The organism is Streptomyces griseorubiginosus (assembly GCF_001514195.1).
Taxonomy (GTDB): domain Bacteria; phylum Actinomycetota; class Actinomycetes; order Streptomycetales; family Streptomycetaceae; genus Streptomyces; species Streptomyces griseorubiginosus.
On record NZ_KQ948737.1, the window covers coordinates 544,735 to 570,283 of the forward strand.

A 25,549-nucleotide genomic window follows, 5' to 3' on the forward strand; every position below is an offset into this window, starting at 1 on the left:
TCCTACGTTTCGGCTAGAAAAACGATTGCGCAATCGGGTCGGAGCCGCCGAACACCGTCCGGCTCCGGGAACGCACCCCAGCCCGGTGCCTCCGCCCACCCCCGTCTCCCTCCAGCCGACCGGAGAGCCATGCCCCGCCCACATTCCACCGTGCCCTCGTCCCCGGCCTTCCCCGGTCCGGGACACGACTCCACGGGTCCGGTCCGTCCCGGTCCGGGCGCGGGGGCCCACGCCACACTCACGCCCGTCGCCGTGGAGCTGCGGGACGGCTTCTGGGCCGTGCGCCGCCAGGTCAACGCCCGCACCTCCGTCCCCCAGGGCCCCGACCTGCTGGAGTCGGCGGGCAACCTGCACAACCTGCGGCTCGCCGCGGGCGCGGCCGAGGGCGAGTTCCAGGGTGCCTACCCGTTCGTGGACTCGGACGTCTACAAGTGGCTGGAGGCCGCCGCCTGGCAGCTCGGTCAGGGCGAGGACGAGGCGCTCGCCGCCGACGTCGACCGCATCGTCGCCCTTGTGGCCGCGGCCCAGCAGGACGACGGCTACCTCAACACGTGGTTCCAGCTCCGCAAGGGCGGCGAGCGGTACAAGGAGCTGCGCTGGAGTCACGAGCTGTACTGCGCCGGACATCTGATCCAGGCCGCGGTGGCCCACCACCGGACCACCGGCCGCGCCGAACTCCTGGACGTGGCACGCAAGTTCGCCGACCACGTCGACTCGGTCTTCGGACCGCCGGACAGCGGCAAGCCCATCGACGGCATCGACGGCCACCCCGAGATCGAGACCGCCCTCGTGGAGCTGTACCGGGAGACCGGCGAGCGGCGCTACCTGGAACTGGCCGGCTACTTCGTCGACCGGTTCGGACACGGCCTGCTGGGCGGTGAGGCGTACTGCCAGGACCGGGTGCCGCTGCGCGAGGCGACCGACGTCGAGGGGCACGCCGTACGGCAGTTGTACCTGCTGGCCGCGGCCACCGATCTGGCGACGGAGATCGGGGACGAGGAACTGCGGGCCGCCGCGGAGCGGTTGTGGACGGCGATGACCGCCGCCAAGACCCACCTCACCGGAGGGCTCGGGGCCCATCACGACGAGGAGGACTTCGGCGACCCGTACGAGCTGCCCAACGAGCGGGCGTACTGCGAGACCTGCGCCGCCATCGCCTCGATCCAGTGGAGTTGGCGCCTGGCGCTGCTGACGGGCAGCGCCCGCTACTCCGACCTGATCGAGCGCACCCTGTTCAACGGCTTCCTCGCCGGGGTCTCCCTGGACGGCGAACGCTGGCTGTACGTCAATCCGCTCCAGGTGCGCGACGGACACACCGACCCCGGCGGCGACCAGTCGGCGCGCCGCACCCGCTGGTTCAGGTGCGCGTGCTGCCCGCCGAACGTGATGCGGCTGATGGCCTCCCTGGAGCACTACCTCGCCTCCGCCGACGCCGACGGGCTCCAGATCCACCAGTACGCAACCGGGCGCTACTCCGGTGACCTCGGCGGGACACCCGTCGTGGTCGGCGCCGAGACCGACTACCCCTGGCAGGGCACGATCGCCCTGACCGTCGAGGAGAGCCCGGCCGACCGGCCCTGGACGCTCTCGCTGCGCATCCCCCAGTGGTGCCGGGACTTCCGGGTGCGGGTCGGCAAGACGGTGTACGACCGCACGGACGCGCCCGTGACCGACGGTTGGCTGCGTCTGGAGCGGACGTGGGCCCCTGGCGACCAGGTCGTGCTGGACCTCGGCATGGAGCCCCGGCTCACCGCCGCCGACCCGCGTGTGGACGCCGTGCGCGGCTGCGTGGCGATCGAGCGCGGGCCGCTCGTGTACTGCCTGGAGCAGGTCGACCACCCGGGTGGCGGCCTCGACGACATGGTCATCGACACCACGGGGCCGCTGGCCGTGAAGCACCGCCCGGACCTGCTGGGCGGAGTCACCACCGTGATCGCCGCCGGACACCGCCGACGCCTCCCGGAGACGGGCTGGTGGCCCTACCGGAGCGCGGAGGACGCCGAGGAACCGCCGCCGGGCGCACCCATCGAACTGACCGCGGTCCCCTACTACGCGTGGGCCAACCGCCGGGACGGCAGCATGCGCGTCTGGCTGCCCACCTCCTGAGTCCTCTCCTCTTCAACTCCTCCTGCTCCAGCGCCCCACCGCTTCGCCCCTCTCCCTCCCCCCGCGCTTCCTCTCCGCCGAGCCAAGACAACGAGGTCACCCGTGAGAAAGCCCCGACGCACCCTGATCACCGCCATAGCCGCCCTCGGCGCGCTCACCTCCGTCGCGGCCTGCGGCGGAGGGTCCGACTCCGCCGGCTCCGGGTCCGGCAGCACGGGCGGGACGTACACCTTCTGGGACCCGTACCCGCAGTTCGACGCCTCCTCGGCGTGGGGCAAGCTGGTCGCCAAGTGCGGCACCGATGCCGGGGTCACCGTCAAGCGCACCGCCTACGACACCACCGACCTGGGCAACAAGGCGCTGCTGGCCGCGCAGCAGGGCAACGCCCCCGACGTGATGCTCGTGGACAACCCCGTGGTCTCCACGCTGGTGGAGGCGGGCATCCTCAACAAGACGAGCGACCTCGGGCTGGACACGGCGTCGATCCAGAAGAACATCATCGGCGCGGGCACCATCGACGGTGCCTCGTACGGTGTCCCGATCGGTGCGAACACGCTCGCCCTCTACTACAACAAGAAGGTGCTGTCGGCCGCCAAGGTCGATCCGGCCTCCGTCAAGGACTGGGCGTCGCTGACGGCGGCCCTGAAGAAGGTCAGGGCCGCCGGGAAGAAGGGGATCACCTTCTCCGCCATCAACACGGAGGAGGGCAGCTTCCAGTTCCTGCCGTGGTTCTGGGGTGCCGGCGGTGACCTCACCAAGCTGAACTCGGCCAAGGGCGTCGCCGCGCTGACCCTGTGGAAGGACTGGGTCGACGAGGGCTACGCACCCAAGGACGTCCTCCAGAACACCCAGACGACCAGCTGGCAGGAGTTCGCCACCGGCGAGTACGCGTTCGGCGAGAACGGCACCTGGCAGCTCGGCAACGCCGAGAAGGCCGGCTTCGGCTACGGCGTCCTCAGCATCCCGGCGCAGAACGGCGGTTCGGCGCCGGTGCCGACCGGCGGCGAGTTCGTCACGGTCCCGGTGCAGAAGGACACCGGGCGCTACGACGTCAGCAAGAAGATCGTCACCTGTCTGACCAACTCCGCCAACCTGCTGGCCACGGACACCACCCTGGCGTACGTCGCGCCCACCGCGGCCGTGCAGTCTGAGCAGGTCAAGGCGGACCCGGCGCTCAAGCCGTGGATCGACGCGGTGGCCTCGGCGCGCGGTCGCACCAGCGGCGGCCTGGGCACCAAGTACCCGGTGATCTCCCAGCCGATGTGGACCGCCGTCCAGTCCGCGGTGTCCGGCGCCAAGAGCCCCCAGGAGGCGCTCGACACCGCGCAGTCGGCCGCGGGCAAGGGCACCAGCTGACGCTCGGCTCCCCCTCCCCCAGTGGCCCGCCCGAGGGCGCTCGGCGCCCCGGGCAGGCCCGCCCGCATCCAGGAGTGCACATGACCACCGCCCGCGTCGGCCACCGCCCCCCGCGGTCCCCGGCCGCCAGGTCCGGGGCGGCCGGCACCGCCGAGGAGGCGGAGGCGCGCGCCCTCAGGCGCCGCCGACGCCTCAGGAGCCGGCTGACCGCTCTCGCGTTCCTCGCACCGCTGGCCGTCTACCTAGGCGCGTTCTACGTCTATCCCCTCTATCGCAACCTCGACCTGAGCCTGCGCGACTACACGGTCCGCTCGTTCGTCGCGGGTGACGCGCCGTTCTCCGGCTGGGACAACTTCCGTACGGTCCTCGACGACCCGACGTTCGGGCCGGCGCTGCGGCACACGATGCTGTTCACCTTCGTGTCGATCGCCTTCCAGTACGTCCTCGGGCTCGCGCTGGCCGTCTTCTTCAACCGGCACTTCCGGCTGGCCGGCACCCTCAGGGCCCTGTTCCTGATCCCGTGGCTGCTCCCCCTGATCGTGTCCGCGTCCACCTGGTCGTGGATGTTCAACAGCGAGTCCGGCGTCATCAACTACGCCCTCCACCTGGTCGGCGCCTCCCCCGTCGACTGGCTCACCTCGCCGGACTGGGCGCTCACCTCGGTCGTGATCGCCAACATCTGGATCGGCATCCCGTTCAACCTGGTCATCCTCTACAGCGGACTGCAGAACATCCCCGCCGAGCTGTACGAGGCCGCCTCCCTGGACGGGGCGAGCGCCTGGCAGCAGTTCCGCCGGATCACCTTCCCGCTGCTGCGCCCGGTCTCGGCGATCACCCTGCTGCTCGGACTCGTCTACACCCTCAAGGTGTTCGACCTGATCTGGATCATGACCAAGGGCGGCCCCGACGACTCCTCCTCGACGCTCGCGACCTGGTCGTACCAGCTGGGGTTCGGCAGCCTGCTGCCCAAGTTCGGCCCCGGCGCGGCGGTCGGCAACATCCTGATCCTCATCGCGCTCGTCTTCGGCCTGCTGTACATCCGCGTCCAGAGGAGGCAGGAAGCGTGAAGTCCCGTACCGGAAAGCGCCGTTACACCGTCATCGGGCTCCTGCTCACCGCCGTGATGCTGTTCCCGGTGTACTGGATGATCAACGTGTCCCTCACCCCGCAGCAGGACATGCGCAAGGACCCGCCGGACCTGCTGCCGCTGCACCCCACCTTCGAGGGCTACCGTGCCGTCCTCGACGACCAGATGCCCTACCTCGGCACCAGCCTCCTCATCGGCCTGGGCACGGTCGCCCTCACCCTCCTGCTGGCCGCCCCGGCCGGGTACGCGCTGGCCAAACTCCGCCCGTTCGGCGGCGGCGCGCTCGGACTCGCCCTGCTGGTCGCCCAGATGATCCCCGGCATCGTCATGGCGATGGGCTTCTACGGCATCTTCCTGGACCTCGGTCTGCTCAACTCCTGGTGGGGGCTGATCGTCGCGGACTCCACCATCGCGGTGCCGTTCGGAGTCATGATCTTCACGGCGTTCATGTCCGGCATCCCCGGCGAACTCATCGCCGCCTCCCGCATCGACGGCGCGGGCACCTTCCGCACCTTCTGGTCCGTCGTGCTACCGGTCAGCCGCAACGCCCTGGTCACGGTCTCCCTCTTCAGCTTCCTGTGGGCCTGGTCCGACTTCGTCTTCGCCAACACCCTCGACAGCGGCGGCGACCTCAGGCCGATCACCCTCGGCATCTACAAGTACATCGGCAACAACAACCAGGAATGGAACGCGATCATGGCCACCGCCGTCGTCGCGTCCGTCCCGGCGGCGGTCCTGCTGGTGCTCGCCCAGCGTTACGTGGCCGCGGGTGTCACCGCGGGCGCGGTCAAGGACTGATCCGCCGGTCAAGGACCGAGTCGACCGGTCAAAGACCGACCAAACCGGTCAAGGACCGAGCTGGCCGGTCAAGGACCGGCTCCGCCCCAGGAAGGTCGTCCTCTCCCTCCCCCTCTCCTCAGGAGAACCCTCGATGAGCCGCAACACCAGACGGGCGCGCCTCACGGCCGCCCTCGCCACCACGGCGTTCGCCGCCGCGGGACTCGCCACCGCCTCCCCGGCGTCCGCGGTCCCCACCACCTCCACCACCCTGGTGGTCAACGCCAACCAGACCCTGCGACCCGTCACCCATGTCGCCACCGGCAGCCTCTACGGCCTGGCCGACGCCGGCACCCCGAGCGACAGCCTGACCAACGCCCTGAAGCCGAACACCTTCGTGCAGATGGCCCCGGGCGGCTCGCAACTCCCCAACGGCGAACCCTCACCGGCCGGTGACGCGCTCGTCGTGGCTCCGAAGGCGGCCCGGGCCGGCGCCAAGGTGGTCGTACGGATGCCGGACTGGTACCCGAACTTTCCGTACCGGTGGGTCAGTTGGAGCGACTGGCTGTCCGCCGTGGACAAGCAGATCGCCTCGGTGAAGTCCTCCGGCGCCACGAACATCGCGGCCTACGAGCTGTGGAACGAGCCCGACTGGACGTGGGACACCACCAACGCGGGTGCCTTCGACGCCGGTTGGGCGCGGACGTACAAGGAGGTCCGCGCGAAGGACGCCACGACACCGATCCAGGGCCCGAGTTACTCGGCGTGGAACCAGTCGCGGATGTCGACGTTCCTCACCGACGCCAAGGCGAGCGGAACGGTCCCCGACGTCATCGCCTGGCACGAGCTCCAGGGCAGCAAGGACATCGCCGCGCATGTCTCGGCGTACCGCGCGCTGGAGTCGAGCCTCGGCATCAGCCCGCGCCCGATCTCCATCGAGGAGTACGCCGAGCCGTCCGAGATGGGCGTACCGGGCTCGCTGATCGGCTATGTCGCCAAGTTCGAGCGGGCGGGCGTCCATGACGCGGAGCTCGCCTTCTGGAACCACTACGGCACCCTCGGCGACACCCTCACCGACACCGGCGCCTCGCCCAACGGCTCGTACTGGATGTACAAGTGGTACGGCGACATGTCGGGGAACATGGTGCTCACCACTCCTCCGGCGCAGACCGGCATCGACGGCATCGCCTCCCTCAACGGCTCGGGCAACCAGCTCAGCGTGATCGCGGGCGGCTGCGCCAGCTCCTGCGCGGTGACGGTGAACGGCCTGTCGTCCCTGTCCGCCTTCGGCGGCACGGTCCACGTGAAGCTGGAGTACACGCCCAACACCGGCCGTACGACGGCTTCTCCGGGCCCGATCACGATCTCCGACGCCGACTACCCGGTCTCGGGCGGCTCGATCACGGTGCCGGTGACGATGAACGCCTCCGACGGCTACCACCTGGTGATCACGCCGAGCGGCACGTCCACGTCCCTGGCCGGGCGGTACCAGATCACCAACAGGAACAGCGGCCTCGCGCTGGACACCCTCAACGCGGGTACCGCACAGGGCACTTCGGTCGTCCAGGCCACGTCCACGACCGGCACCGACCAGAACTGGACACTGGTGGCAGCCGGTTCCGGGCTCTACAAGTTGGTCAACCAGAAGAGCGGCCTGCTGCTCGGCATCACCAACGCGAGCACCGCATCCGGCGGAACGGCCCTGATCTGGGGTGACAACGGCACCCCCGACCACCTGTGGCAGGTGATCCCGGCCCGGGACGGCTACTACAAGATCGCCAACTACAACAGCGGCCGGCTGCTCGGAGTCGACCAGATGAGTACGGCGTCCGGCGCACAGGTGCTCCAGTGGGACGACAACGGCACGGCCGACCATCTGTGGCGACTGACGGCACGGTGAGCAAGGGCCGTCACCCCTGCACGATGAGCCGGGCCTGATCGAAGCGGTGGGCGGCGAGGTCCTCCGGGCGAATGAGCCAGTAGAGGACGACCTCGTCGCCCCACGTCGCCTTCGCGTCGGCGTCACCCGCGAACTGGGCCAGCAGAACCCAGCGTTCGGCTTCCCGGTCCAACGGCTCGTCACCCCACGCGTGCGCGCCGCCATGCGTCGCGTTCGCGATCTCGTACTCCACCGGACCCTGGACGGGCACGGCATGACCACCGATCTGGTGGCCGACCAGAGGTTCCACGAGTGGACAGGCCTCCAGGACCGGAGGCGGCTCCGCCGGGAGGACCGGGGTGTTCTCTGGGATGTACAGCACTCGGGCGCCGACCCGGGTCGCCGGATCGTCGAGGGACACGAAGACCTCGTCGTCCGCCTGGCCGTCGAAGGAGAAGAAGAGCAGGGTTCCGTCCCGGGGGAACTCCTCGGCGAGCCCCTCTCGGGGCAGTGCGGCACACCGCACCGAAGCGACGAAGGACAGGGGGCCGTGCCCGGGCCACTCGGGCCAGGCCGTCCCTGCCGGAAGCTACGGACTCCCGCCGAGGAGGGCCACGATGCGCTCGTCGGCCATGGCAGACATCCTTCTCACTGAACCCCGTCGCGGAGGCGGCTTCGGGTGCGCATCAGTATCTTCCCCAGCATGTTCTTGCCGTTCCCGGACCTGCCCCGGCCCCAGTAGTGGTCGGTGGTGGTGTCCTCGACGATCTCTTCATCACCGGTGGCCAACAGAACCTCGCGGATGTCGGTGTGCGCACGGAACTTGGCCGCCACCCCGCGGCGCATCACGTCGTCCTTCACCCGCTCCCAGTCCCTGCGCAGCGGCTTGGAGGTGTCACGGCCCAGTTCCGCGGCGCGCAGTGGCGTGCGGGCGCGCCGGACGGCGTCGGCGTGGCGGGTGCCCGCGAACTTCTGCGCCTGGAAGTAGTGCTCCGACGTGGGCCACCACACCCCGTCGAGGTCGAAGCCGTGAGCGGAGAAGTTCGAGAAGCATCCGTACGGGACCTCGTCGGCGCCGTAGAAGTAGATCGTCATGCAGTCCTCACGGGAGTGGTCGAAACCGGCATAGTGTCGGACACCCTCCGGCCGCCCGCAATCGGTTTCCCTACCGCCCGCGCGGGCCCTGCAGAACCGCCGTTCCGTGCCTGCCGGTGCCCTCTCACCGTCAGTCCTCGGCCACCCTGATGATCGTGCGGCCAGGGACACGCTGTCGCGTGGAGAAGGCGTCGGGTGCCTCGTCCAGGGGACGCACCGAGCCGACCCGTACCCGCAGCCGGCCGTCCCGCAGGCGCTGGGCCAGGTCGGCGAGGCGGGCGCGGTCGGGTTCCACGACGAAGAAGACGGCCCTCGCGTCGTCCGGGCGCACGGTGGGTGGCTGGGCGATGCTGACGAGTGTGCCGCCGGGGCGCACAAGGGCGGCCGAGCGATCGAGGACGTCCCCGCCGATGACGTCGAGCACGGCATCGACCTGCCCGGCGTCCTCCAACCGTTGCGTCTCCAGGTCGAGGAACGCGTGCGCACCCAGTTCGAGCGCGGTGTCCCGGTCGGCGCCCCGGCCCGTGCCGACCACACGGGCTCCAGCCTCGTGCGCCAGCTGGACGGCGATCGAGCCGACACCGCCGGCCGCTCCGTGGATCAGGACGGTCTGGCCGGCGGTGAGACGGGCGTGGTCGAAGAGGCCCTGCCAGGCGGTCAGTCCGGAGATCGGCAGGGCCGCGGCGGTCGTGTGATCGATGTCGGCGGGCAGCGGGGCGAGATTGCGGGCCTCCACGGCCACGTACTCGGCGAGCGACCCGTCGCGGGTCCAGTCGGTCGGTCCGAAGACCCGCTGGCCGACGGTGAGACCGGTCGTTCCGTAGCCGAGTTCCGTCACCACCCCCGAGACCTCGTGGCCGGGCACGCTCGGTGTACGGTCGCGGCCCGCGCGGTCGGTCCAGGTCGCCGGCCAGTCGAGCTCCCCTCGGGTGAATCCCGCGGCGTGCACCCGCAGGACGACGTCGTTCTCGGCGGCGTGAGGACGGGGGAGATCCTCAAGGCGCAGCCCGTCGGTCCCCGCCTTGCGATCCCGGACAGTGATGGCTCGCACGAGAGTGGTCCTTTCCTGGTGTGAAGTGAGATGTGCGGATGGCGGACGTGTCGGTTTCAGCGCGGCCAGGGGGAGTCGAGAATGCGCTCGACCATGGACGTACGGCGAAATCCTGGCAGGAAATGTTCCAGGACATCCGCGTTCACCGTCCCGTAGGTGGTGTCCGGGCGGTCTTTGAGGCCGTCGACGAACACCGCGAGGAATTCCTTCTTGAAATCGCCCCGCGGATGAGCGCTGACGATCTCCTCTGCCCGGCCGCTTTCGAGGCTGTTCAGCTCCCAGCCGACCGCGTCGGTCAGTACGCCGTAGTTCGTGGCGGCGACCTCGGGCTCCATCCGGCCCGGAATCCCCGGCGTCGTGTGCAGGGCGATCGCCCTCCAGACCAGGTCGGCGGCGCTCGCGGGGAATCCGCGGTCGAGGAGGAACGAGCGGGCGTGGTCGGCGCCGTCCAGTTCGAATCGCTGGGGTGTGCCGGAGAACGGGAACAGGAGGCCCGCGTCATGGAACATCGCCGAGATGTAGAGCAACTCGGGATCGGGCCGGAGATTCCTCGCCCGGGCGTGGAGCGAACCGAAGAGGAATACCCTCCGGGAGTGGTGGAAGATCAGGGGGCCGGTCCGCTCCCGGAGAAACTCCGTGGCCGCCGCGACGGCCGACGTCCCGGGTATTTCCACGCCTGCGATGATGTCGGTCATGATGCTCGTGCTTTCCGATGCGAGGTGCTGGGTGTGGACCTTGCGTCCGACCTCCACGGTGGCGAACGCGCGGCCGACGGCGCCGCCTCGGTCCGGCCATGAGTCACCCGAATCCGGTCATCCCAGGGTGGGCCCGTGAGCCCTGATCCGCACCGCGTGGCGGTCCTCGTCTACGACGGGGTCAAGCTGCTGGACGTCGCCGGGCCCGCCGACGTGTTCGGGGAGGCCAATCTGCTCGGCGCCGACTACCGGATCGCGCTGGTGTCGACGACGGGCGCCGATGTCACCTCCTCGGTCGGCATGCGGGTCGCCGTCGACGGCAGCGCCGCCGCTCAGCCGGACCCCGGCACGTTCCTGGTGCCCGGCGGCGACGTCTATCCCCGGACGGCGGTCACGCGCGACCTGGCGGAAGCGGCCGGGGATCTGGCGGCCCGTGCCGGTCGCGTCGCCTCCGTGTGCTCGGGCGCGTTCATCCTCGGGGCCACGGGGCTGCTGGACGGCAGACGGGCGACCACGCACTGGAAGATCACCGCGGAACTCGCCGCCCGGCACCCGAAGGCCCGTGTCGAGCCCGACGCCATCTATGTGCGCGACGGCACGGTCTACACCTCGGCGGGCGTCACCGCGGGCATCGACCTCGCACTCGCGCTCGTCGAGGAGGACCACGGGCCCGAGGTCAGCAGGGAGGTGGCCCGTTCACTGGTGGTCTACCTGCAACGGCCTGGTGGCCAGTCACAGTTCTCCGCGCCCCTCCAGGGCCCACCGCCCCGCTCCCCCGCCCTGCGCAGGATCGTCGACCTCGTCATGGCCGACCCGGTCGGCGACCACTCGCTGCCCGAGCTCGCCGGACGGCTCAACGTCAGTACGCGGCACCTGACCCGGCTGTTCCGGGAGGAGCTGGGCACCACACCGGCCCGGTACGTCGAGTCGATCCGCTTCGACATCGCGAAGTCACTGCTCGACCAGGGGTACAACGCCACCCAGGCTGCGGCGATGGCCGGCTTCCCGAGCTACGAGAGCCTGCGCCGCGTGTTCTCACGGGAACTGTCGCTCACCCCTGCCGGCTATCAGCGCCGGTTCGCGACCACGCGACGGGAGGAGACCGACCGACAGTAGGAGGACAGGGCGTTGCCGACAGGGCGGCGGGACACCACCCCGTCACCGCTCATGACGCACGGCCCACACCTGCTCTTTGCCATGCGCCGACTTCACGGGGATGGGTCGCGTGCTCCTTCACCCGCTTGGATGGCACCACCGGCTTCGCGACGCGAGGTCATCACGCGAAGGAGCTCGACCGCAGTGGACTCGTTGCCGGACGTACTGGCCGCCCACGACTACCCCGGCCGCGGCGTGCTGTGGTGCACCACAGGGGACGGAACCGCGCTCGGCGCGTACTTCCTCACCGGGCGCAGCCCCGCCTCCCAGGCCCGCACCCTGCGCCGTACCGCTCAAGACACACTGGTCGTCGCCGCCTCCGACACCCGCGAACACGACCACCTCCGGCACTACGTCGCCGCCCGTCAGAGTCGGCAGTGGCTGGTCTTCGGCAATGGGGAGCAGGTCTCCACGGTCGCCGACCGTCTCGACGCCGGCCGGACGCCTCTCCTTGCCCTGGACGGTCTCGACTACGAACCCGACCCACCGATCTTCACCCCGCGTCTGACCGTTGTCGCGGACGGAGACGGAAGGGCGTGGTTCGGCGCCGCGCGACGCAGCGCCGGGGGCCGCACCACGACCGACCGACTCACCCTGCACGTCAGCGAGTTGCCTCCCGGCGAGGCCGTACTCATGACGACGTACCGCTCCAGCGGACAGCACCCCGCCACCGGCGCCCCGTTCACGGAAACCCGCACCACCGCCGAAGACGCCGACGCCCTCCTCGACGAGCTGTGGTCGGCGCTGCCGCCCCGACTCCGCATCGCGGCGGCCGTTTTCACACCCGGACACCTCGCTGGCGCCGGCATCCGCCAAGCCGCGCGAGTCGGGGACTGACCTTCCTCGCGTACGGAAGGGAGGTGCCAGGCGCATGCCAAAGGCGGCGAAGCCGACTCAGGCGACGGCCGTTCCCTCCAGTTCGATCATCTGGCCGGGGATCGCCAGCCGTGTCACCTCGAGCATCGTGGTCGTCGGTTTCACGCCGGCCGCGGACATGCGGGATGCCAGTACGCCGTAGTGCGGGAGCAGTCGGTCGATGTCGGTGGTGTAGACATTGAGGCGGACGAGGTTCCCGAAGGACATGGCGGCCGCGTTCAGCACGGCCTCCAGGTTGTCGAGGGTCAGGGTCAGTTGTGCGGCCATGTCCCCGTCGTGCTGGGGCCTGCCCTCGGCGTTCATGGCCGTCTGTCCTGAGCAGTACAGGGTCCGGGTGTGGCCCGAGACGAGTTCTGCCTGGTTGAAGCCCATCTCCACGGACCAGTTCACCGGATTGACCGGCGTTCGCTTCAGTGCCACCGTCACGTCAACTCCTCCTGCGTCATGGTGGGTTCGAAGTCACGAGGAGCCTGCCAGGGAAAGGTGACACCCTTCGTCATGTATGGGCATAGGGTTCTCGCATGCGTGCCGATCGGCTCGTCTCGCTCGTGCTGTTGCTGCGTCAGCGCGGTCGGCTGACCGCGGGCACACTGGCCCGCGAGCTCGAGGTGTCCACCCGTACCGTGCTGCGCGACATCGAGGCGTTGTCCGCGGCGGGGGTTCCCGTCTACGCCGAACGCGGCCGGCACGGCGGGTTCGCGTTGCTGCCCGGTTTTCGTACCGAGCTCACGGGGCTGAACCAGGACGAGGCCCTCGCGCTGTCGACCGCCTCATCGGGGCGCGGCGAGCAGGCGTTCGGTCTCGGTACCGCGCTGACTTCGGCTCTGCGCAAGGTGGTTGACGCACTGCCCGAGCCGCATCAGGCCACCGCGAGCGACGCGGCCCGGCGGTTCCTCGTCGAGCCGGACACCGACCTGCTCTCGCGGCCGTCCGTCACCGAGGAGGTGCCCGCGACCGCGATGACCGAGGTCCGGCGTGCCGTACTGGCCGGACACCGGCTGCGCATACGGTACGCGGCCACCGACCAGACCCCTCGGTGGCGCACGGTGGATCCGGTCGGTCTGGTCACCGTGCGCGACCGTGGGTACCTGCTGGCCCTTCGCGCGGGCGCGGACCGCACGTACCGGTTGTCGCGGGTCCTGGCCGCCGAGGAACTGCCCGAACCGGCACAGCGACCCGACGCGGTGGACCTGGACCGGCTCTGGCGGGAACGCTGCGCCCGGTTCCTGTCCGGCGACCACATCGCCGTACTGGTACGGGTGAGAGCTGAGCGGCGGGAGGACCTGCTGAACAGCGTGGTGGCCCTCCGCGGAGCCGAATCGGACACGGAGGGCTGGGTGCGGCTGGAGGTGACGTTCCAGGACCTGCGCCACGCCGAGTGGGCACTGTGGCAGCTCGCCACGGACGCGGAAGCGCTGGCCCCGGCGTCTCTGCGCTGCGCCCTGCGCGACCGCGCCGCCACACTCGTCGGGCGCTACGCGCAGTCCTGAGCCCGCCGTCACCGGATCCGTTTGTTCAAGCGGCTTGCAGGGCAGTCACGGAGCGAGCAGCAGGCCGTCGCCGCGTTCCTTCGCCGCCGCGTAACGCCGGGCCACGTCCTGCCAGTTGACGACCGCCCACATGGCCTCGATGAAGTCGACCTTCTGGTTCTTGTACTGGAGGTAGAACGCGTGCTCCCAGGCGTCGAAGACCAGGATCGGCGTGGAGCCCTGGCCCACGTTGCCCTGGTGGTCGTAGACCTGCTCGACGACCAGGCGTCCGCTGAGGGGCTCGTAGGCCAGGACACCCCAGCCCGAACCCTGCGTGGTCGCCGCGGCCTTGGTCAGCTGGGCCTTGAAGCCGGCGTAGGAGCCGAAGGATTCGGCGATCGCATCCGCCAACTCGCCCACGCCGTCGGCCTCCAGGGGCTCGCCGCCGCCGTCGCCGCTCATGTTGTGCCAGTAGATGCTGTGCAGGATGTGGCCGGAGAGGTGGAACGCCAGGTTCTTCTCCAGTCCGTTGATCGAGCCCCAGGACTCCTTGTCGCGCGCTTCGGCGAGCTGCTCCAGGGTGTCGTTGGCGCCCTTGACGTAGGCGGCGTGGTGCTTGTCGTGGTGCAGCTCGATGATCTCGGGGCTGATGACCGGGGCGAGTGCCGCGTAGTCGTACGGCAGTTCCGGGAGCGTGTACACCGGCATGTCCAACGTCCTCCGACTTAATTGCGAATGATGTGCAGCTGCACACTAGCAGCAATAAGCCCTCTCCTCCGGTCGTGTTCAGGTTGTGTTCAGGGAACCGGTGCCATCGTGCGGATCATGACCGCAGAGCACGTCCTCGACCGTCGGCCGCTCGACCCGGTGCGCCGGACGGCGAACAAGGTGCCGGAAGTGACCGTCTACTTCTGGATCATCAAGGTGCTGACCACCGGCATGGGCGAGACGGCGTCGGACTTCCTGGCGAAGGCCCTCGGCCCGGTGCCCGCGGTCGGACTCGGCGGTCTCGCCCTGATCGCCTCCCTCGCCGTGCAGTTCACCCTTCGCCGCTACGTTGCCTGGGCCTACTGGACGGCCGTCGTGATGGTCAGCGTCGTCGGCACGATGGCCGCCGACGTCCTGCATGTCGGCCTCGGTGTGCCGTACGTCGTCTCGACGCCGGCCTTCCTCGTCGTGCTGGCCGCGGTCTTCGCCCTCTGGTACCGCTCCGAGGGGACCCTGTCGATCCACGGCATCCGTACGCGCCGCCGCGAGGTGTTCTACTGGGCGGCCGTCCTCGCGACCTTCGCCCTCGGCACCGCGGCGGGCGACCTCACCGCCGGCATCGGGTTCGGGTACCTCGGTTCGGTCGTGCTCTTCGCGGTCGCCATCTGCCTGCCCGCCCTCGCGCACCGCTTCGGCACGCTCAGCGCGGTGACCGCCTTCTGGACGGCGTACGTCATCACCCGCCCGCTGGGTGCCTCGCTCGCCGACTGGATGGCCGTGGGGCACACCCGCGGCGGCCTGGGGCTCGGGCTCGCTCCGGTCACGCTCGCGTGGACGGCCGCGATCGTCGCGTTCGTCGCCTACCTCGCCGTGTCGCGGCGCGACGTCCGCGTCAACGGCTGAGCCTGCGCGCGGCGCGTCCGCCGACGACGTGGTTGGCCGCCGTCTTCTGCAAGAGGCCGTAGGCGAGGACCGGCAGGAGCAGGTGCGGTTTGTCGGGCAGCGTGGTGGAGATCAGAACCGCGCTCGCGCTGCTGTTGCTCATTCCGCAGGCGAGGGTGAGGGACGAGGCGGCGTCCGTGTCCAGGCGCAGCAGCCGGGCGGCGCAACGGCCCAGGGCGAAGGACGTCAGGCAGACCAGGGTCGCCACGGCGAGGGCGGCGGCCAGCAGCAGCGGGCGGGGGTGGGTCAGGAAGGAGCTGAACGCCCCGCTGGCGTTGACGTAGGTCAGCAGCAGCGAGCCCGCGAGAGCCGTGGGGACGACCGCGGCCAGTGTCCGGGCGAGCGGGGCCGGTGGCAGCACGAGACGGCAGAGGACCCCGGCCGCGCAGGGAATGACCACTCCCCCCAGGGTGACGGCTCCGCCCGCGGTGCTCGCGGCGCGGCCGAGCTGATCGGCGTACTCCTGGTCGACGAGGGGCGCGAGGGCCCTCACGGTCAGGGGCACGGCGAGGGGGCTGAGGAGGGTGGAGGCGAGGACGAGGCCGACCATCGTCGGCTGGTCGCCGTCGCCCTTGCCGGTCCAGACCGTCGCACCCGCGGCGACCGGCATCGCCACGATCAGGATCATCGCGGTGACCAGGCCGCTGCCGCCGTCGGAGTCGGGGGTCCGGTGCAACACGAATGCCAGAGCGGGCACGACCAGCAGCGGGACGGCCAGGTGGAGGGTGAGTCCGGCGAGCAGGGTCCGCGGGTGTCGCAGGAGTCTGCCCAAGGCCTGCGCGGGGACCTGGAGTCCTGCGGAGAACAGGACCAGCGCCAGGAGGAGTGGTGCGCTGTGCAGGGAGATGCGGGCGGTGTCCCCCAGCGGGAGGGTGTGAGGTCGGCGGAGCCACAGGCCGGGGCCGGGCAGCAGCGCGGCGAGCGCGTAGGAGACGACGACGGTACGGCCGAGACGGCGGCGCATCCAGATGGACGGGCCGGAGGTGGGGGTGGGGGTCTGGGCGGTGTGAGCGTGGGGGGCGGTGCCGGGCTCGGAGCGCATGAGGGCATGCTGACCTGGTGTGAGGTGACCTGCGGGGACATGCTCGCGGTGGTCAGGATGCGTTCAGGTCGATGGGCTGCGGACGGGGTCGGATTGGGGGGTGATGCTACGCAGGCCCCCGGGGGTCACTGCTCCACGCTCATCCCGTCGGCAGCGTGACCGTGAACCGCGCTCCCGGTGTGTGATCGGCGTCGTGCACGACGTCTCCCCCGGCCGCGCGGGCCAGTCGGCGGGCGAGGGACAGACCGAGGCCGGCGCCGTCGTGGCCGTCGTCGGGGTCGGCACGGCGGCCGGGCTGGAAGAGGTCGGCGGCGAAGGTCTTCGGTACGCCCGGGCCGTCGTCCTCGACGTCGATACGGACGGCACCGGAGGCCGGGCGTACGCGTACCGTGACCGTCTTTTCGGCGTGGCGGAGAGCGTTGGCCAGTAGGGGGCTGACGATCCGTTCGAGGATGTTGGCGGTGACGCCCGCTGTCAGGGGCGCCCCCTGCGTCTCGACGCGGATCTCCACTCCGCCTGCCGTGACCTGGAGTTCGGTCAGTCGGCGCAGTGACGGGCCGACCTCGGCGGTGCCGGGAGCGGTCGCGGGGCTCTGTGTGGTGTCGCGGGCGGCGTCGAGCAGCGTGTCGCAGATGGCGCGCATCGAGTGGGCCGCCTCGGCGATCACCTCGTGGGTGGCCCGGGTCTCGGCCGTCGAGCGGGGACGGGCGCACCACCAGTCGAGTTCGGCGACGATCCGGGCGAGCGGGGTGCGCAGTTCGTGCGACAGCTCGCCGGTCAGCTGCTGCTCGTGACGCAGGACCGCGCGGATACGGTCCAGCAGGGCGTCGAAGGAGGCGCCGAGGCGGGCAAGTTCGGCCGGCCGGCGTACGGTGCCGAAGCGCTGGGCGGAGCCGACCGCACTCCACCGCGTGGCCTGCTCGGTCATGTCACGGACGGGGCGCAGCGCCCGGCCGACCATGAGGTGGGTCAGCGCGTAGGTGCAGGCGAGCATCAGGGCGTCCAGGACGAGGGAGCCGAGCAGCATGCTGTCGGCCGAACCGCGGTACGGGGCAAGGTCCAGGGCGGTGACGACGGTGGCGGTGGTACGGCCGCCGGTGACGATGTCGGAGCACAGGCGGACCGACCGGTGCCGCTCCCCTCGTACCGTCGAACAGGTCCGCAGGCCCTGTGCGGCGAGCCGGTCGGCGGCCGCGGTGAGGGGATTGCCGGGTGCGGTGAGGGGATTGCCGGGTGCGGGGGCGGAACTGCCGGGCGCGGCGGACGGTGGTCTCTGCGGCGCGGAACTGCCCGCCGGCGGTCCCTCCAGCAGACGACCGCCGGCGTAGATCCACACGTTGGCGTCGAGGAGTTCGTCGTGGCCGGTCTCCAGAACGCGCACGCGCGGGCCCCTGGTGTCGACGGTCGTGGCGACCGCGGCCGCCCGGCTGAGCAGCTCGTCGTCCGCCTGCTGCCCCAGATGCCGTTCCATCACCGCGTTGAAGACCACGGTGAGGACCGTCATCAGCAGGGCGGCGGCGGTGAGTGCCGTCAGGGAGAGTCGGCCGCGCAGGGTTCGGGGGGTGAGGCCGCGCCGGACACGGTTCATGACAGCCGGTGTCCCATCCCTCGTGCGGTGCCGATCGTCAGTTCGCTGTCCGCCGCGCGCAGCTTGCGGCGGAGGCGGGTGAGGTACTGGTCCAGGGTGTTGTCGCTGACGTGCGCGCCTTCCGGCCAGCCGGCCCGGGCCAGGTCCCGTCGGCGCACGAGGTCGCCGCCCGCCGCGGCGAGCGCGGCCAGGAGCCGGAACTCCGTCGGTGAGAGGGTGACGGGCACCCCGCGGACGGTCGCGTGGTGGCCCACCGGATCCAGGACCAGGTCACCCGCGGTGGCAGGCGGCGGGGGTCCGGCCCGTCTGAGCGCGGCGCGCAACCGGGCGGTGAGTTCGGCCAGGTGGAAGGGCTTGGGCAGGTAGTCGTCGCCCCCGGCGGAGAACCCGGACAGCCGGTCGGTGACGTGGTGGCGGGCCGTGAGGAAGATGACCGGACCGCGGAATCCGCCCGCGCGCAGGGCCTGGCACACGTCCCGCCCGTCGGCGTCGGGCAGCCCCACGTCGAGGATCACGCCCGCGATGTCGACGTCGGCCAGGCGCAGGGCGGTGGCTCCGTCGGCGGCGAGAACGGGGGTGAAGCCCTCGTCGTTCAGGGCGCGGCGCAGGACGTCACGCAGGGCGTGATCGTCCTCCACGACCAGGATCTTGGGGCGCATGCTCCTCCGGGGTTCGCGGTTCTGCGGGCGGGGCGAGAAAGGCGGCGGGCAGCCGGCGGGCGGCGACGCACAGGCACAGCCCGAGCCAGCCGACGGCGAAGAGCCAGCCGGCGACGACATCGCTGAACCAGTGGACGCCGAGGTAGACACGGGTCAGTCCGACCAGCGCGCCCCAGCAGCCGACGGCTGTGCGCAGGGCCGTGCCGCCGCGCGGGGCACGCAGGGTCAGCGCGATGACGAGCAGTCCCGCCGTCAGGGCCGCGGTGGTGGTGTGCCCGGAGGGGAAGGACCAGCCGCTCGCCGCCGTGGCCCAGTCGAGGCGCGGCGGGCGGGCCCGGTGCAGGGCCTCCATCAGGCCGTAGCGCAGGGCCTGTCCGCCGGTGAGGCAGGCGAGACCGAGTGCCGCGGCCGTCAGGCGTTGCCGCGCGGTCCGTCCGGCCAGGACGCCGGCGAGCGTGACGAGGAGATACGGGAGGGCGCCGGTGCCGGTGGCGGTCACGCCCCGTGCGAGGGCCGACAGCATGGTCGGGCGGTGGTGGAGGGACCAGGTGAGCAGGGAGCGGTCGCCCCAGAGCGGGCCGCCGTCGCCACCGACGGCGTTGACGGCCAGGACCGTGAACGCCGCCCAGGCGCCGACGCCGACGCTTCCGGCCAGTTCGCAGACGTCGCCGCGCTTCATGAGACGGCGAGCAACGGGCTCAGCGGTGTACCGGTGAGGAGGCGGGTGACGGCCCCCGCCCGCCGTCGTACGAGCGTCATCAGGCCGAAGGCGACCGCGGCGCCCACGGTCAGCCCGGCCAGTACGTCGTGCGGGTAGTGCACGCCGACCCACACCCGGGAGGCCGCCATCGCGAGCGCGCCGGCCACCGCCCACGCGCCCAGCCTTCTGGAGACGAAGAGGAGCGCCACGGCCGCGGCGGCGGCGATGGCCGCGTGGTTGCTGGGGAACGACCAGTCGCCGGGTGCGGGACACGACTCCAGCGTCTTCACCGCGAGGGTCCGACACGGTCGGTTCTCGTGCACGAGGAGCTTGATCACGGAGTTGACACCGTACGCCGCCACGACCGTCAGGGGTACGGCCAGTGCGGTCACCGCCGCCACGGCGTCCACCCGTCTGGCGCGCCACCACCCCGCGACCGTCAACACCGCGAACAGCACGAGTCCGTACGCCGACCAAACGGACACCAAGGCGTCCAGCCAGCCCGGGGAACGGTGGGCCAGGCCGACCACGTCCCGGTAGGCCGAGCCGTCGATCGACGCTCCGTCGAGGGCGAGGGTCTTTACCGAGGGGCCCACCGCGAGCTGCTGCGGCCCGGCTACGGTGGCGGTCATCTGGTGGTTCCCTTCGCTGCGGGCGGCCGGACGGCCGGGACCACCTGACACGGCGGCCCCGACTGACTACAATTCTGTAGACGGTCTACGTCACTGTAGACGATCGTGGAGTGAGGAAGGTTCCCATGACCGAGGCAAGGGACGAACGGCGACCGGCGGGTGAACTGGAGGCGGCCGTGCTGGCCGCCCTGTGGGCCGCGGGCACCCCGCTCACCCCGGCCCAGGTCCAGGCGGAACTCTCCTCCGACCTGGCCCGCACGACGGTGACCACGATCCTGTCCCGGCTGCACGAGAAGGGAACCCTCGAACGGGAGCGCCAGGGGCGCGGCTTCGCCTACCGACCCATAGAGGACCCGCACGGCCTGACCGCCCTGCGCATGCACGGCGAACTCGACCGCGACAGCGACCGGGCGACGGTCCTGGCCCGTTTCGTCGACCGGCTCAGCCCCGACGACGAGGAGGTCCTGCGTCAACTGCTCGAGGACGGCCCCCGATGATCACGCTGTTGCTGGTCCCGTTGCTGCTGCCCTGGGCCGCCCCCGCCCTGGCCCGCCGGGTGCCCGCCCGCTGTTCCCCGGTCGCCGCCCTGTGGGCCCTGACCGTCTCGGCCGTCCTCCTGGCGGGCGGCAGCGTGGCGGCGCTGGGCACCCTCGCCCTGACCGGTCTGCTCAAGATCCCGGCCTTCGCCGCGCTGGGCGATCTGGTCCACCCGCTGCACACCCCATCGGAACGGGTGCTGCTGCCGCTCGCCGCGCTCGCGGCCGGACTGCTGACCCTGGCCGCCCTCACCCTCGGCCTGTCCCTCGTACGCCAGAGCGCGGGCCTGCGCAACGCCCGCGCCGCAGCCGACCGCCGGCCCGCCGCCGGTGACCTGTGCGTCATCGACTCCCCGCGTCCCGACGCCTACGCGCTCCCCGGGCGCCCGCACCGCATCGTCGTCACCACCGCCATGCTGCGCAGCCTCGACGCCTCCGAGCGTGAGGCACTCTTCGCGCACGAGCGGGCCCACAACAGCGGCGGCCACCACTGGTTCCTGGCGGTGGCCGAGCTCACCGCCCACTGCCACCCGGCCCTGCGGCCGGTCCGGGACGCCATCCGGCTCGCCGTCGAACGGGCCGCCGACGAGGCCGCGGCGGGCACCGTGGGCGACCGGCGCCTCACCGCGCGGGCCATCGCCCGCGCGGCACTGGCCACGAACGGCCGGGAGGCCGGCCGGCCGACGGTCACCCCCGCCGCGACCACGGGGCCGGTGCCCCAGCGCGTGGCCGCTCTCATGGCTCCCGCCCGCCCCGCGCGACGTGCCGTGCCGTGGATCGCCGCGCTGCTGGCCGCCTGCGCCGTACTCTCCTGCGCGACGGCGGCCACGGGGGCGGTCCGTGTCCATGAGGACATCGAGGTCGCCCAGGGTGAGACGGGCGGCTGAGGCCGGGCGGACCGAAGGGGTGGAACCTATGGGTCCTCTGGGTCCACTGGGTCCACCCGCACGGTTCATTGGCCGACGGTCGGAGCACAGGCGCCTGAGCCGTGTGGACTCCGGCGCCGGACCGGGCAGCAGCACTGCATGAAGCCCTCGCCGCGTTTCACTCTGGCCGCGACCACCCTCGACGCCCCGGACGCTCACGAACTCGCCCTGTTCTACCGGGACTTGCTGGGCTGGCCGGTGCGGAAGGAGGAACCCGGCTGGGTCGAGATCGCCCCGCACGACGGCGCGGCCGGGCTGTCGTTCCAGACAGAGCCGCGCTTCACCCGCCCTCAGTGGCCCACTGCTTCGGCCGGACAGCAGATGATGATGCATCTGGACATCGAGGTGGACGACCTGTCGTCGGCCGCCGACCGTGCCCTCGCTCTGGGAGCGACTCCCGCGGACTTCCAGCCCCAGGACGATGTGCGGGTGATGTTCGATCCGGTGGGCCACCCGTTCTGCCTCTTCGTGCGCGCCGACCCGGACGCCTAGGAATCAGGTCTCGACGGCCAGGAGTTCAGGTCTCGACGGCCAGGAGTCAGGTCTCGTCCAGCCTACGGACGTCCTCCTCGGTCCACGTCCGCGTGTCCCGCGGTTCGGTGTACGGCTCCTTGTCCGGGGGCAGGCCACCGACGATCGCCCGCTGCCGGACGCTCTCCGCGTCGAACTCCAGGCCGAGCAGGATGGCCAGGTTGGTGATCCACAGCCACACGAGGAAGACGATGACGCCGGCCATGGTGCCGTAGGTCTTGTTGTACGAGGCGAAGTTGGCCACGTAGAACGCGAAGCCCGCGGAGGCGATCATCCAGATCAACAGGGCCAGGAGGCTGCCCGGGGTGATCCAACGGAAGCCCTTGACCTTGGCGTTGGGGGCGGCCCAGTAGAGGAGGGCGATCATGAGGGTGACCAGGACGACGAGGACCGGCCACTTGGCGATCGCCCACACCGTCAGTGCCGCGTCCCCGATCCCGAGGGCGCTGCCGGCCTGGCGGGCGATGCCGCCGGTGAAGACGACGATCAGGGCGCTGGCCACGGCGAGGATCATCAACACGACCGTGAGCGCCACCCGGAGAGGAAGGATCTTCCAGACCGGGCGCCCCTCGGGCATGTCGTACACCCGGTTCGCGGCGCGGATGAACGCCGCGATGTAGCCGGAGGCCGACCAGACCGCCAGCACCAGGCCCACGATCGCCATGAGGGAGCCGGTGCCGGCGTTGCCCTGAAGTTGTTCGACGGCCCGGGTGATGATGTCGCGGGCCGAGCCGGGGGTGAGCTGCCTGAGGTTGTCGAGCACCTTGTCGGTGGCCGACTTGCCGGTCAGGCCCAGCAGGGACACCAGGACCAGCAGGGCCGGGAACAGCGACAGCACGCCGTAGTACGTGAGGGCGGCCGCGCGGTCGGTCAGCTCGTCGTCCTTGAACTCGCGCACGGCCCCTTTGAAGACCCCGCCCCATGCTCGTCGGGGCAGCCGGGTCGGAGTGTCGGGTGCGTCGCGCTCCACCTCGGGCCCCGGCCCGGCCTCCTCGGGCGCCGGAGTCCTTCGGTCCTCGGCCTCAGCCTCGACCTCGTCGTGATCCGCCTTGTGTCCTGGAAGATGCAGCCTCGCCATGCCCGTCGGGTAACCCCGTCGCCGCCGCCTACGCGTCGAATCGTCTTTCTTCGCATGGGGCAGGTGCAGGTCGTCTTCCGCGCATCGGCAAATCAACCCTCCCGGCAAGGGGTCAGCTGTCGTAGTCGACCGTCAGTGTCTCCGAGGCGGGGAAGGACTGGCAGGTCAGGACGTAGCCCGCGTCGACCTCGGCGGGTTCCAGGGCGTAGTTGCGGCGCATGTCGGCCTCGCCTTCCGTGACCAGGGCGCGGCAGGTGCCGCAGACTCCGCCCTTGCAGGCGAACGGCAGGTCGGGGCGGGTCTTCTGGGCGCCGTCCAGGATGCTGCGGGCGCGGGAGAGGGCGCCGGTGGTGGAGCGGCCGTCGAGGGTGATGGTGACCTGGCTGACGGGGCCCTCGGTGGTGGCGTCCTCGTGGCGGACCTCGCGCACCGGCTCGTCGTCGGCGTAGAAGAGTTCCTGGTGGACGCGGTCGGCGGGGACCTTGAGGTCGGTGAGCACGCGCAGCGCGTCGCGGACCATGCCGTGCGGGCCGCACAGCCACCAGTGGTCGGCCGAGCCGACGTCCACCAGTGCGTCGACGAGCGCGGTGAGCCGCTCGGCGTCCAGGCGGCCGGAGAGCACCTCGGCCTCGCGCGGCTCGCGGGAGAGGACGTGCGCGAGCTGGAAGCGGGTGGGGTGGAGGTCCTTCAGGTCGGCGAGTTCGTCGGCGAACATCACAGAGTCGGTGCGGCGGTTGCCGTAGAAGAGGGTGACCCGGGAGCGGTCGTCGGCGGCGAGGACCGATTCGGCGATGGACAGCATCGGGGTGATGCCGGAACCGGCGGCGATCAGGACGTGGTGGCCGGGAGTGGCGAGGTCCGGGGTGAAGGCGCCGGTCGGTGCCATGACCTCGACGACATCTCCGGGCGCGACCTCGCGCACCAGCCAGGACGAGAACAGACCGCCGGGCACCTCCCGCACACCGATGCGCGGCGGGGTGCCGGCCGGGGCGCAGATGGAGTACGACCGCCGCTCGTCCCGTCCGTCGACGCGGCGGCGCAGGGTGAGCGACTGTCCGGGGGCGAAGGCGAACTCCTCGGACAGTTCGTCGGGGATCTCGAAGGCGACGGTGGCCGCGTCCTCGCAGAGCCGCCGCACCTCGGCCACCCGCAGCGCGTGGAACGCGGGCCGGCGGCGCGGTGCCCGGACCGGGGCGGGGCTCAACAGGTCCTCCATCAGATCTCCTTGACGTACTCGAACGGCTCGCGGCAGGCGCGGCAGCGCCACAGGGCCTTGCAGGAGGTGGCGCCGAACCGGGAGGTCTCCTCGGTGTCCGCCGAGCCGCAGAGCGGGCAGGCCACCTCGCGCCGGGTCGGGGACAGCACCAGCGGTACCGGGCCGGGCGCGGGCCGGGGTGCGGGGCCGGGCGGGGCGATGCCGTGCTCGGCGAGCTTGCGGCGCCCCTCGGGGCTGATCCAGTCGGTGGTCCAGGGCGGGTCCAGCAGGGTGCGGATCTCCACGCGCGCGTACCCGGCGTCCGACAGCCGGGCGGCCACCGCGGCACGCATCTCGGCCATCGCCGGGCAGCCGGAGTAGGTCGGGGTGAGGGTCGCGACCACCGTCCCGTCCGCCCCGACCTCGACGTCACGCAGCACCCCGAGGTCGGCCAGGGTGAGCATGGGCAGTTCGGGGTCCGGAACCGTCGAGGCGATCTGCCTGGCGCGCCCCGCGTCGGTAAAAGCGGCCGAGACGGTCGACGGGGTCGACTCGGTCGACGCAGCCGAGGCGGTCGACGCGGTCAAGGCGGTCGACGCGATTGACGCAGACGAGGCGGTCACCACGTCGCCCCCGGATGCGCCCTGGCCACGGACTGCAACTCGGCCAGCAGCGGCGCGAGATGCTCGGTGTGGCGCCCCTCACGGCCCCGCCCGGGCAGCGGCTGCCAGGCGGGCATGCTCAGTCCGGCCGCCTCCGTCACCTGCCCGAGAACGGCGACCACCTCGTCCCGCACGTCGAACGCCGAGAACAACTCGCCCAGGTAGGGCGCGACTTGACCCAGAGCCGCCTGAGTACGGCGCCGCGACTCCTCGGTGCCGTCACCGAGCCGTACGGCCCATTCGGCGGCCCACTGCCGGTGGTACGCCAGCTCCTTGACGCCCTTGGCGGCGACGGCGGCGAGCACCGGGTCCGGATCCCGCGTCAGCCGCTCGAAGTGCGCGAGCCGCCAGCTGGACAGCACCAGCAGCCGGACGACACTGAACGCGAAGTCCCCGTTGGGCAGTTCGGCGAGGCGTACGTTGCGGAAGTCGTCGGGGTCCCGGAAGTACGCGTAGGCGTCCTCGCCGCGGCCGGTGCCGTCGGCCTGGCCGCAGCGGGCGTACAGCAGGCGGGCCTGGCCGAGGAGGTCGAGGCCGATGTTGGCCAGGGCCACCTCCTCCTCCAGTTCGGGCGCGCGGGTGGTCCACTCGGCGAGCCGCTGCGCCGAGACGAGGGCGTCGTCGCCGAGCGCGAGGCACAGCGCGGCGAGGTCCTCCCGGTCGACACCGGCCGGGACGGTGGTGTCCACGCCGTGCAGGGGGTCCTCGAAGCCGGTGCCGAACGCCCACCGGGCGTCGCTGTCGTCGTGTCCCTCGGCGAGGGTCATGTAGACGTGGTCGTCACTCATGCCTGTTCCTCGGTGC

General features: G+C 71.3%; 27 protein-coding genes and 1 pseudogene. 12 read left to right on the forward strand and 16 right to left on the reverse strand.

Annotated features, from left to right (window positions below; genetic code table 11):
• The first annotated feature begins 129 nt into the window (after positions 1-129).
• The 5 genes from AQJ54_RS20795 (at position 130) to AQJ54_RS20815 (ending at position 7,226) form a co-directional block, all read left to right on the forward strand.
• Entirely contained in the window at positions 130-2,106 is a 1,977-nt protein-coding gene (locus AQJ54_RS20795; protein WP_062239508.1) for a glycoside hydrolase family 127 protein, read from the forward strand.
• A 102-nt stretch (positions 2,107-2,208) separates the two neighbouring features.
• Positions 2,209-3,462, forward strand: a complete 1,254-nt coding sequence (locus AQJ54_RS20800) for a sugar ABC transporter substrate-binding protein (RefSeq protein ID WP_062239511.1) — start codon at positions 2,209-2,211, stop codon at positions 3,460-3,462.
• A gap of 80 nt (positions 3,463-3,542) precedes the next feature.
• A complete protein-coding gene (locus tag AQJ54_RS20805) occupies positions 3,543-4,529 on the forward strand; it encodes a carbohydrate ABC transporter permease (RefSeq protein ID WP_062019979.1) in 987 nt (328 codons plus the stop codon).
• Positions 4,526-5,347, forward strand: a complete 822-nt coding sequence (locus tag AQJ54_RS20810; protein ID WP_062019981.1) for a carbohydrate ABC transporter permease — start codon at positions 4,526-4,528, stop codon at positions 5,345-5,347. The genes AQJ54_RS20805 and AQJ54_RS20810 overlap by 4 nt, the downstream gene beginning before the upstream one ends.
• A 133-nt stretch (positions 5,348-5,480) precedes the next feature.
• The gene (locus AQJ54_RS20815) at positions 5,481-7,226 is read left to right on the forward strand and encodes an RICIN domain-containing protein (RefSeq protein WP_062239514.1); all 1,746 of its coding nucleotides are present in this window, start codon (positions 5,481-5,483) and stop codon (positions 7,224-7,226) included.
• 10 nt (positions 7,227-7,236) lie between these two features.
• Here AQJ54_RS20815 and AQJ54_RS47400 read toward each other — a convergent pair whose 3' ends face one another.
• From AQJ54_RS47400 to AQJ54_RS20835, 5 genes and pseudogenes are all read right to left on the reverse strand, one after another.
• A complete protein-coding gene (locus tag AQJ54_RS47400; RefSeq protein WP_342781971.1) occupies positions 7,237-7,587 on the reverse strand; it encodes a DUF1963 domain-containing protein in 351 nt (116 codons plus the stop codon).
• Positions 7,576-7,782, reverse strand: a pseudogene (locus tag AQJ54_RS47405) (DUF1963 domain-containing protein); the annotation flags it as partial. The pseudogene AQJ54_RS47405 and the gene AQJ54_RS47400, both read right to left, overlap by 12 nt.
• A gap of 71 nt (positions 7,783-7,853) precedes the next feature.
• On the reverse strand, positions 7,854-8,300 hold the full coding sequence (ybiA, locus tag AQJ54_RS20825) for a riboflavin biosynthesis intermediates N-glycosidase (protein ID WP_062239519.1): 447 nt from the start codon (positions 8,298-8,300) through the stop codon (positions 7,854-7,856).
• 130 nt (positions 8,301-8,430) lie between these two features.
• A complete protein-coding gene (locus AQJ54_RS20830; protein WP_062239522.1) occupies positions 8,431-9,351 on the reverse strand; it encodes an NADP-dependent oxidoreductase in 921 nt (306 codons plus the stop codon).
• Positions 9,352-9,407: 56 nt separating this feature from the next.
• Positions 9,408-10,046, reverse strand: a complete 639-nt coding sequence (locus AQJ54_RS20835; protein WP_211278578.1) for an HD domain-containing protein — start codon at positions 10,044-10,046, stop codon at positions 9,408-9,410.
• 135 nt (positions 10,047-10,181) lie between these two features.
• Between AQJ54_RS20835 and AQJ54_RS20840 the strand changes: the two genes are divergently transcribed.
• Both AQJ54_RS20840 and AQJ54_RS20845 read left to right on the forward strand, forming a co-directional pair.
• Positions 10,182-11,162 (forward strand): GlxA family transcriptional regulator, encoded by a 981-nt coding sequence (locus AQJ54_RS20840; protein ID WP_062239525.1) that lies wholly within the window; start codon positions 10,182-10,184, stop codon positions 11,160-11,162.
• 183 nt (positions 11,163-11,345) lie between these two features.
• The gene (locus AQJ54_RS20845) at positions 11,346-12,038 is read left to right on the forward strand and encodes an IMP cyclohydrolase (RefSeq protein WP_062239529.1); all 693 of its coding nucleotides are present in this window, start codon (positions 11,346-11,348) and stop codon (positions 12,036-12,038) included.
• 57 nt (positions 12,039-12,095) lie between these two features.
• Here the strand turns inward: AQJ54_RS20845 and AQJ54_RS20850 are convergent, their stop codons facing one another.
• A complete protein-coding gene (locus tag AQJ54_RS20850) occupies positions 12,096-12,491 on the reverse strand; it encodes a RidA family protein (protein WP_062240467.1) in 396 nt (131 codons plus the stop codon).
• A gap of 107 nt (positions 12,492-12,598) precedes the next feature.
• On the opposite strand from AQJ54_RS20850, the gene AQJ54_RS20855 reads away from it, so the two are divergent.
• Positions 12,599-13,567 (forward strand): helix-turn-helix transcriptional regulator, encoded by a 969-nt coding sequence (locus tag AQJ54_RS20855; protein ID WP_062239532.1) that lies wholly within the window; start codon positions 12,599-12,601, stop codon positions 13,565-13,567.
• Positions 13,568-13,612: 45 nt separating this feature from the next.
• On the opposite strand, the gene AQJ54_RS20860 is transcribed toward AQJ54_RS20855, so the two are convergent.
• A complete protein-coding gene (locus AQJ54_RS20860) occupies positions 13,613-14,254 on the reverse strand; it encodes a superoxide dismutase (protein ID WP_062239535.1) in 642 nt (213 codons plus the stop codon).
• Between the two features lie 117 nt (positions 14,255-14,371).
• Between AQJ54_RS20860 and AQJ54_RS20865 the strand changes: the two genes are divergently transcribed.
• On the forward strand, positions 14,372-15,157 hold the full coding sequence (locus tag AQJ54_RS20865) for a COG4705 family protein (RefSeq protein ID WP_062240468.1): 786 nt from the start codon (positions 14,372-14,374) through the stop codon (positions 15,155-15,157).
• Here the strand turns inward: AQJ54_RS20865 and AQJ54_RS20870 are convergent.
• From AQJ54_RS20870 to AQJ54_RS20890, 5 genes are all read right to left on the reverse strand, one after another.
• Positions 15,147-16,238 (reverse strand): bile acid:sodium symporter family protein, encoded by a 1,092-nt coding sequence (locus tag AQJ54_RS20870; protein ID WP_079069955.1) that lies wholly within the window; start codon positions 16,236-16,238, stop codon positions 15,147-15,149. The two genes, AQJ54_RS20865 and AQJ54_RS20870, sit on opposite strands and share 11 nt — an antisense overlap.
• Positions 16,239-16,377: 139 nt before the next feature.
• Positions 16,378-17,826, reverse strand: a complete 1,449-nt coding sequence (locus AQJ54_RS20875) for a sensor histidine kinase (protein ID WP_062239538.1) — start codon at positions 17,824-17,826, stop codon at positions 16,378-16,380.
• Positions 17,823-18,485 (reverse strand): response regulator transcription factor, encoded by a 663-nt coding sequence (locus AQJ54_RS20880; protein ID WP_062239541.1) that lies wholly within the window; start codon positions 18,483-18,485, stop codon positions 17,823-17,825. The genes AQJ54_RS20875 and AQJ54_RS20880 overlap by 4 nt, the downstream gene beginning before the upstream one ends.
• On the reverse strand, positions 18,439-19,164 hold the full coding sequence (locus AQJ54_RS20885) for a phosphatase PAP2 family protein (RefSeq protein ID WP_062239544.1): 726 nt from the start codon (positions 19,162-19,164) through the stop codon (positions 18,439-18,441). The genes AQJ54_RS20880 and AQJ54_RS20885 overlap by 47 nt, the downstream gene beginning before the upstream one ends.
• The gene (locus AQJ54_RS20890) at positions 19,161-19,817 is read right to left on the reverse strand and encodes a phosphatase PAP2 family protein (protein WP_062239547.1); all 657 of its coding nucleotides are present in this window, start codon (positions 19,815-19,817) and stop codon (positions 19,161-19,163) included. Before AQJ54_RS20890 ends, AQJ54_RS20885 begins: the two co-directional genes overlap by 4 nt.
• 125 nt (positions 19,818-19,942) lie before the next feature.
• On the opposite strand from AQJ54_RS20890, the gene AQJ54_RS20895 reads away from it, so the two are divergent.
• From AQJ54_RS20895 to AQJ54_RS20905, 3 genes are all read left to right on the forward strand, one after another.
• Positions 19,943-20,314 carry a BlaI/MecI/CopY family transcriptional regulator gene (locus AQJ54_RS20895; protein WP_062020008.1) on the forward strand — a complete coding sequence of 124 codons (372 nt, stop codon included), beginning with the start codon at positions 19,943-19,945 and terminating at the stop codon, positions 20,312-20,314.
• Positions 20,311-21,240: a M56 family metallopeptidase gene (locus AQJ54_RS20900; protein ID WP_062239549.1), complete on the forward strand. Its 930-nt coding sequence runs from the start codon at positions 20,311-20,313 to the stop codon at positions 21,238-21,240. The genes AQJ54_RS20895 and AQJ54_RS20900 overlap by 4 nt, the downstream gene beginning before the upstream one ends.
• 138 nt (positions 21,241-21,378) lie before the next feature.
• Positions 21,379-21,771 (forward strand): VOC family protein, encoded by a 393-nt coding sequence (locus tag AQJ54_RS20905; protein WP_062239550.1) that lies wholly within the window; start codon positions 21,379-21,381, stop codon positions 21,769-21,771.
• A 46-nt stretch (positions 21,772-21,817) separates the two neighbouring features.
• On the opposite strand, the gene AQJ54_RS20910 is transcribed toward AQJ54_RS20905, so the two are convergent.
• From AQJ54_RS20910 to paaC, 4 genes are all read right to left on the reverse strand, one after another.
• Positions 21,818-22,888, reverse strand: a complete 1,071-nt coding sequence (locus AQJ54_RS20910) for a YihY/virulence factor BrkB family protein (protein WP_062020014.1) — start codon at positions 22,886-22,888, stop codon at positions 21,818-21,820.
• 112 nt (positions 22,889-23,000) lie between these two features.
• Complete coding sequence (paaE, locus tag AQJ54_RS20915; protein WP_107121112.1) at positions 23,001-24,104, reverse strand: 1,2-phenylacetyl-CoA epoxidase subunit PaaE; 1,104 nt, start codon at positions 24,102-24,104, stop codon at positions 23,001-23,003.
• A complete protein-coding gene (paaD, locus tag AQJ54_RS20920; protein WP_062240474.1) occupies positions 24,104-24,580 on the reverse strand; it encodes a 1,2-phenylacetyl-CoA epoxidase subunit PaaD in 477 nt (158 codons plus the stop codon). Before paaD ends, paaE begins: the two co-directional genes overlap by 1 nt.
• A 122-nt stretch (positions 24,581-24,702) precedes the next feature.
• Entirely contained in the window at positions 24,703-25,533 is an 831-nt protein-coding gene (paaC, locus tag AQJ54_RS20925; RefSeq protein ID WP_062020018.1) for a 1,2-phenylacetyl-CoA epoxidase subunit PaaC, read from the reverse strand.
• Positions 25,534-25,549 lie beyond the last annotated feature (16 nt).

Bases quoted from the DNA above. Each gene is read 5' to 3' on its own strand.
- AQJ54_RS20865 (WP_062240468.1), top strand. From the start codon at position 14,372: ATGACCGCAGAGCACGTCCTCGACCGTCGGCCGCTCGACCCGGTGCGC.
- AQJ54_RS20910 (WP_062020014.1), bottom strand. From the start codon at position 22,888: ATGGCGAGGCTGCATCTTCCAGGACACAAGGCGGATCACGACGAGGTC.
- AQJ54_RS20890 (WP_062239547.1), bottom strand. From the start codon at position 19,817: ATGACCGCCACCGTAGCCGGGCCGCAGCAGCTCGCGGTGGGCCCCTCG.
- AQJ54_RS20795 (WP_062239508.1), top strand. From the start codon at position 130: ATGCCCCGCCCACATTCCACCGTGCCCTCGTCCCCGGCCTTCCCCGGT.
- AQJ54_RS20875 (WP_062239538.1), bottom strand. From the start codon at position 17,826: ATGAACCGTGTCCGGCGCGGCCTCACCCCCCGAACCCTGCGCGGCCGA.
- AQJ54_RS20885 (WP_062239544.1), bottom strand. From the start codon at position 19,164: ATGAAGCGCGGCGACGTCTGCGAACTGGCCGGAAGCGTCGGCGTCGGC.
- paaE (WP_107121112.1), bottom strand. From the start codon at position 24,104: ATGGAGGACCTGTTGAGCCCCGCCCCGGTCCGGGCACCGCGCCGCCGG.
- AQJ54_RS20870 (WP_079069955.1), bottom strand. From the start codon at position 16,238: ATGCGCTCCGAGCCCGGCACCGCCCCCCACGCTCACACCGCCCAGACC.
- AQJ54_RS20860 (WP_062239535.1), bottom strand. From the start codon at position 14,254: ATGCCGGTGTACACGCTCCCGGAACTGCCGTACGACTACGCGGCACTC.
- ybiA (WP_062239519.1), bottom strand. From the start codon at position 8,300: ATGACGATCTACTTCTACGGCGCCGACGAGGTCCCGTACGGATGCTTC.
- AQJ54_RS20835 (WP_211278578.1), bottom strand. From the start codon at position 10,046: ATGACCGACATCATCGCAGGCGTGGAAATACCCGGGACGTCGGCCGTC.
- AQJ54_RS20905 (WP_062239550.1), top strand. From the start codon at position 21,379: ATGAAGCCCTCGCCGCGTTTCACTCTGGCCGCGACCACCCTCGACGCC.
- AQJ54_RS20805 (WP_062019979.1), top strand. From the start codon at position 3,543: ATGACCACCGCCCGCGTCGGCCACCGCCCCCCGCGGTCCCCGGCCGCC.
- AQJ54_RS20880 (WP_062239541.1), bottom strand. From the start codon at position 18,485: ATGCGCCCCAAGATCCTGGTCGTGGAGGACGATCACGCCCTGCGTGAC.
- AQJ54_RS20900 (WP_062239549.1), top strand. From the start codon at position 20,311: ATGATCACGCTGTTGCTGGTCCCGTTGCTGCTGCCCTGGGCCGCCCCC.
- AQJ54_RS20815 (WP_062239514.1), top strand. From the start codon at position 5,481: ATGAGCCGCAACACCAGACGGGCGCGCCTCACGGCCGCCCTCGCCACC.
- AQJ54_RS20855 (WP_062239532.1), top strand. From the start codon at position 12,599: ATGCGTGCCGATCGGCTCGTCTCGCTCGTGCTGTTGCTGCGTCAGCGC.
- AQJ54_RS20895 (WP_062020008.1), top strand. From the start codon at position 19,943: ATGACCGAGGCAAGGGACGAACGGCGACCGGCGGGTGAACTGGAGGCG.
- paaC (WP_062020018.1), bottom strand. From the start codon at position 25,533: ATGAGTGACGACCACGTCTACATGACCCTCGCCGAGGGACACGACGAC.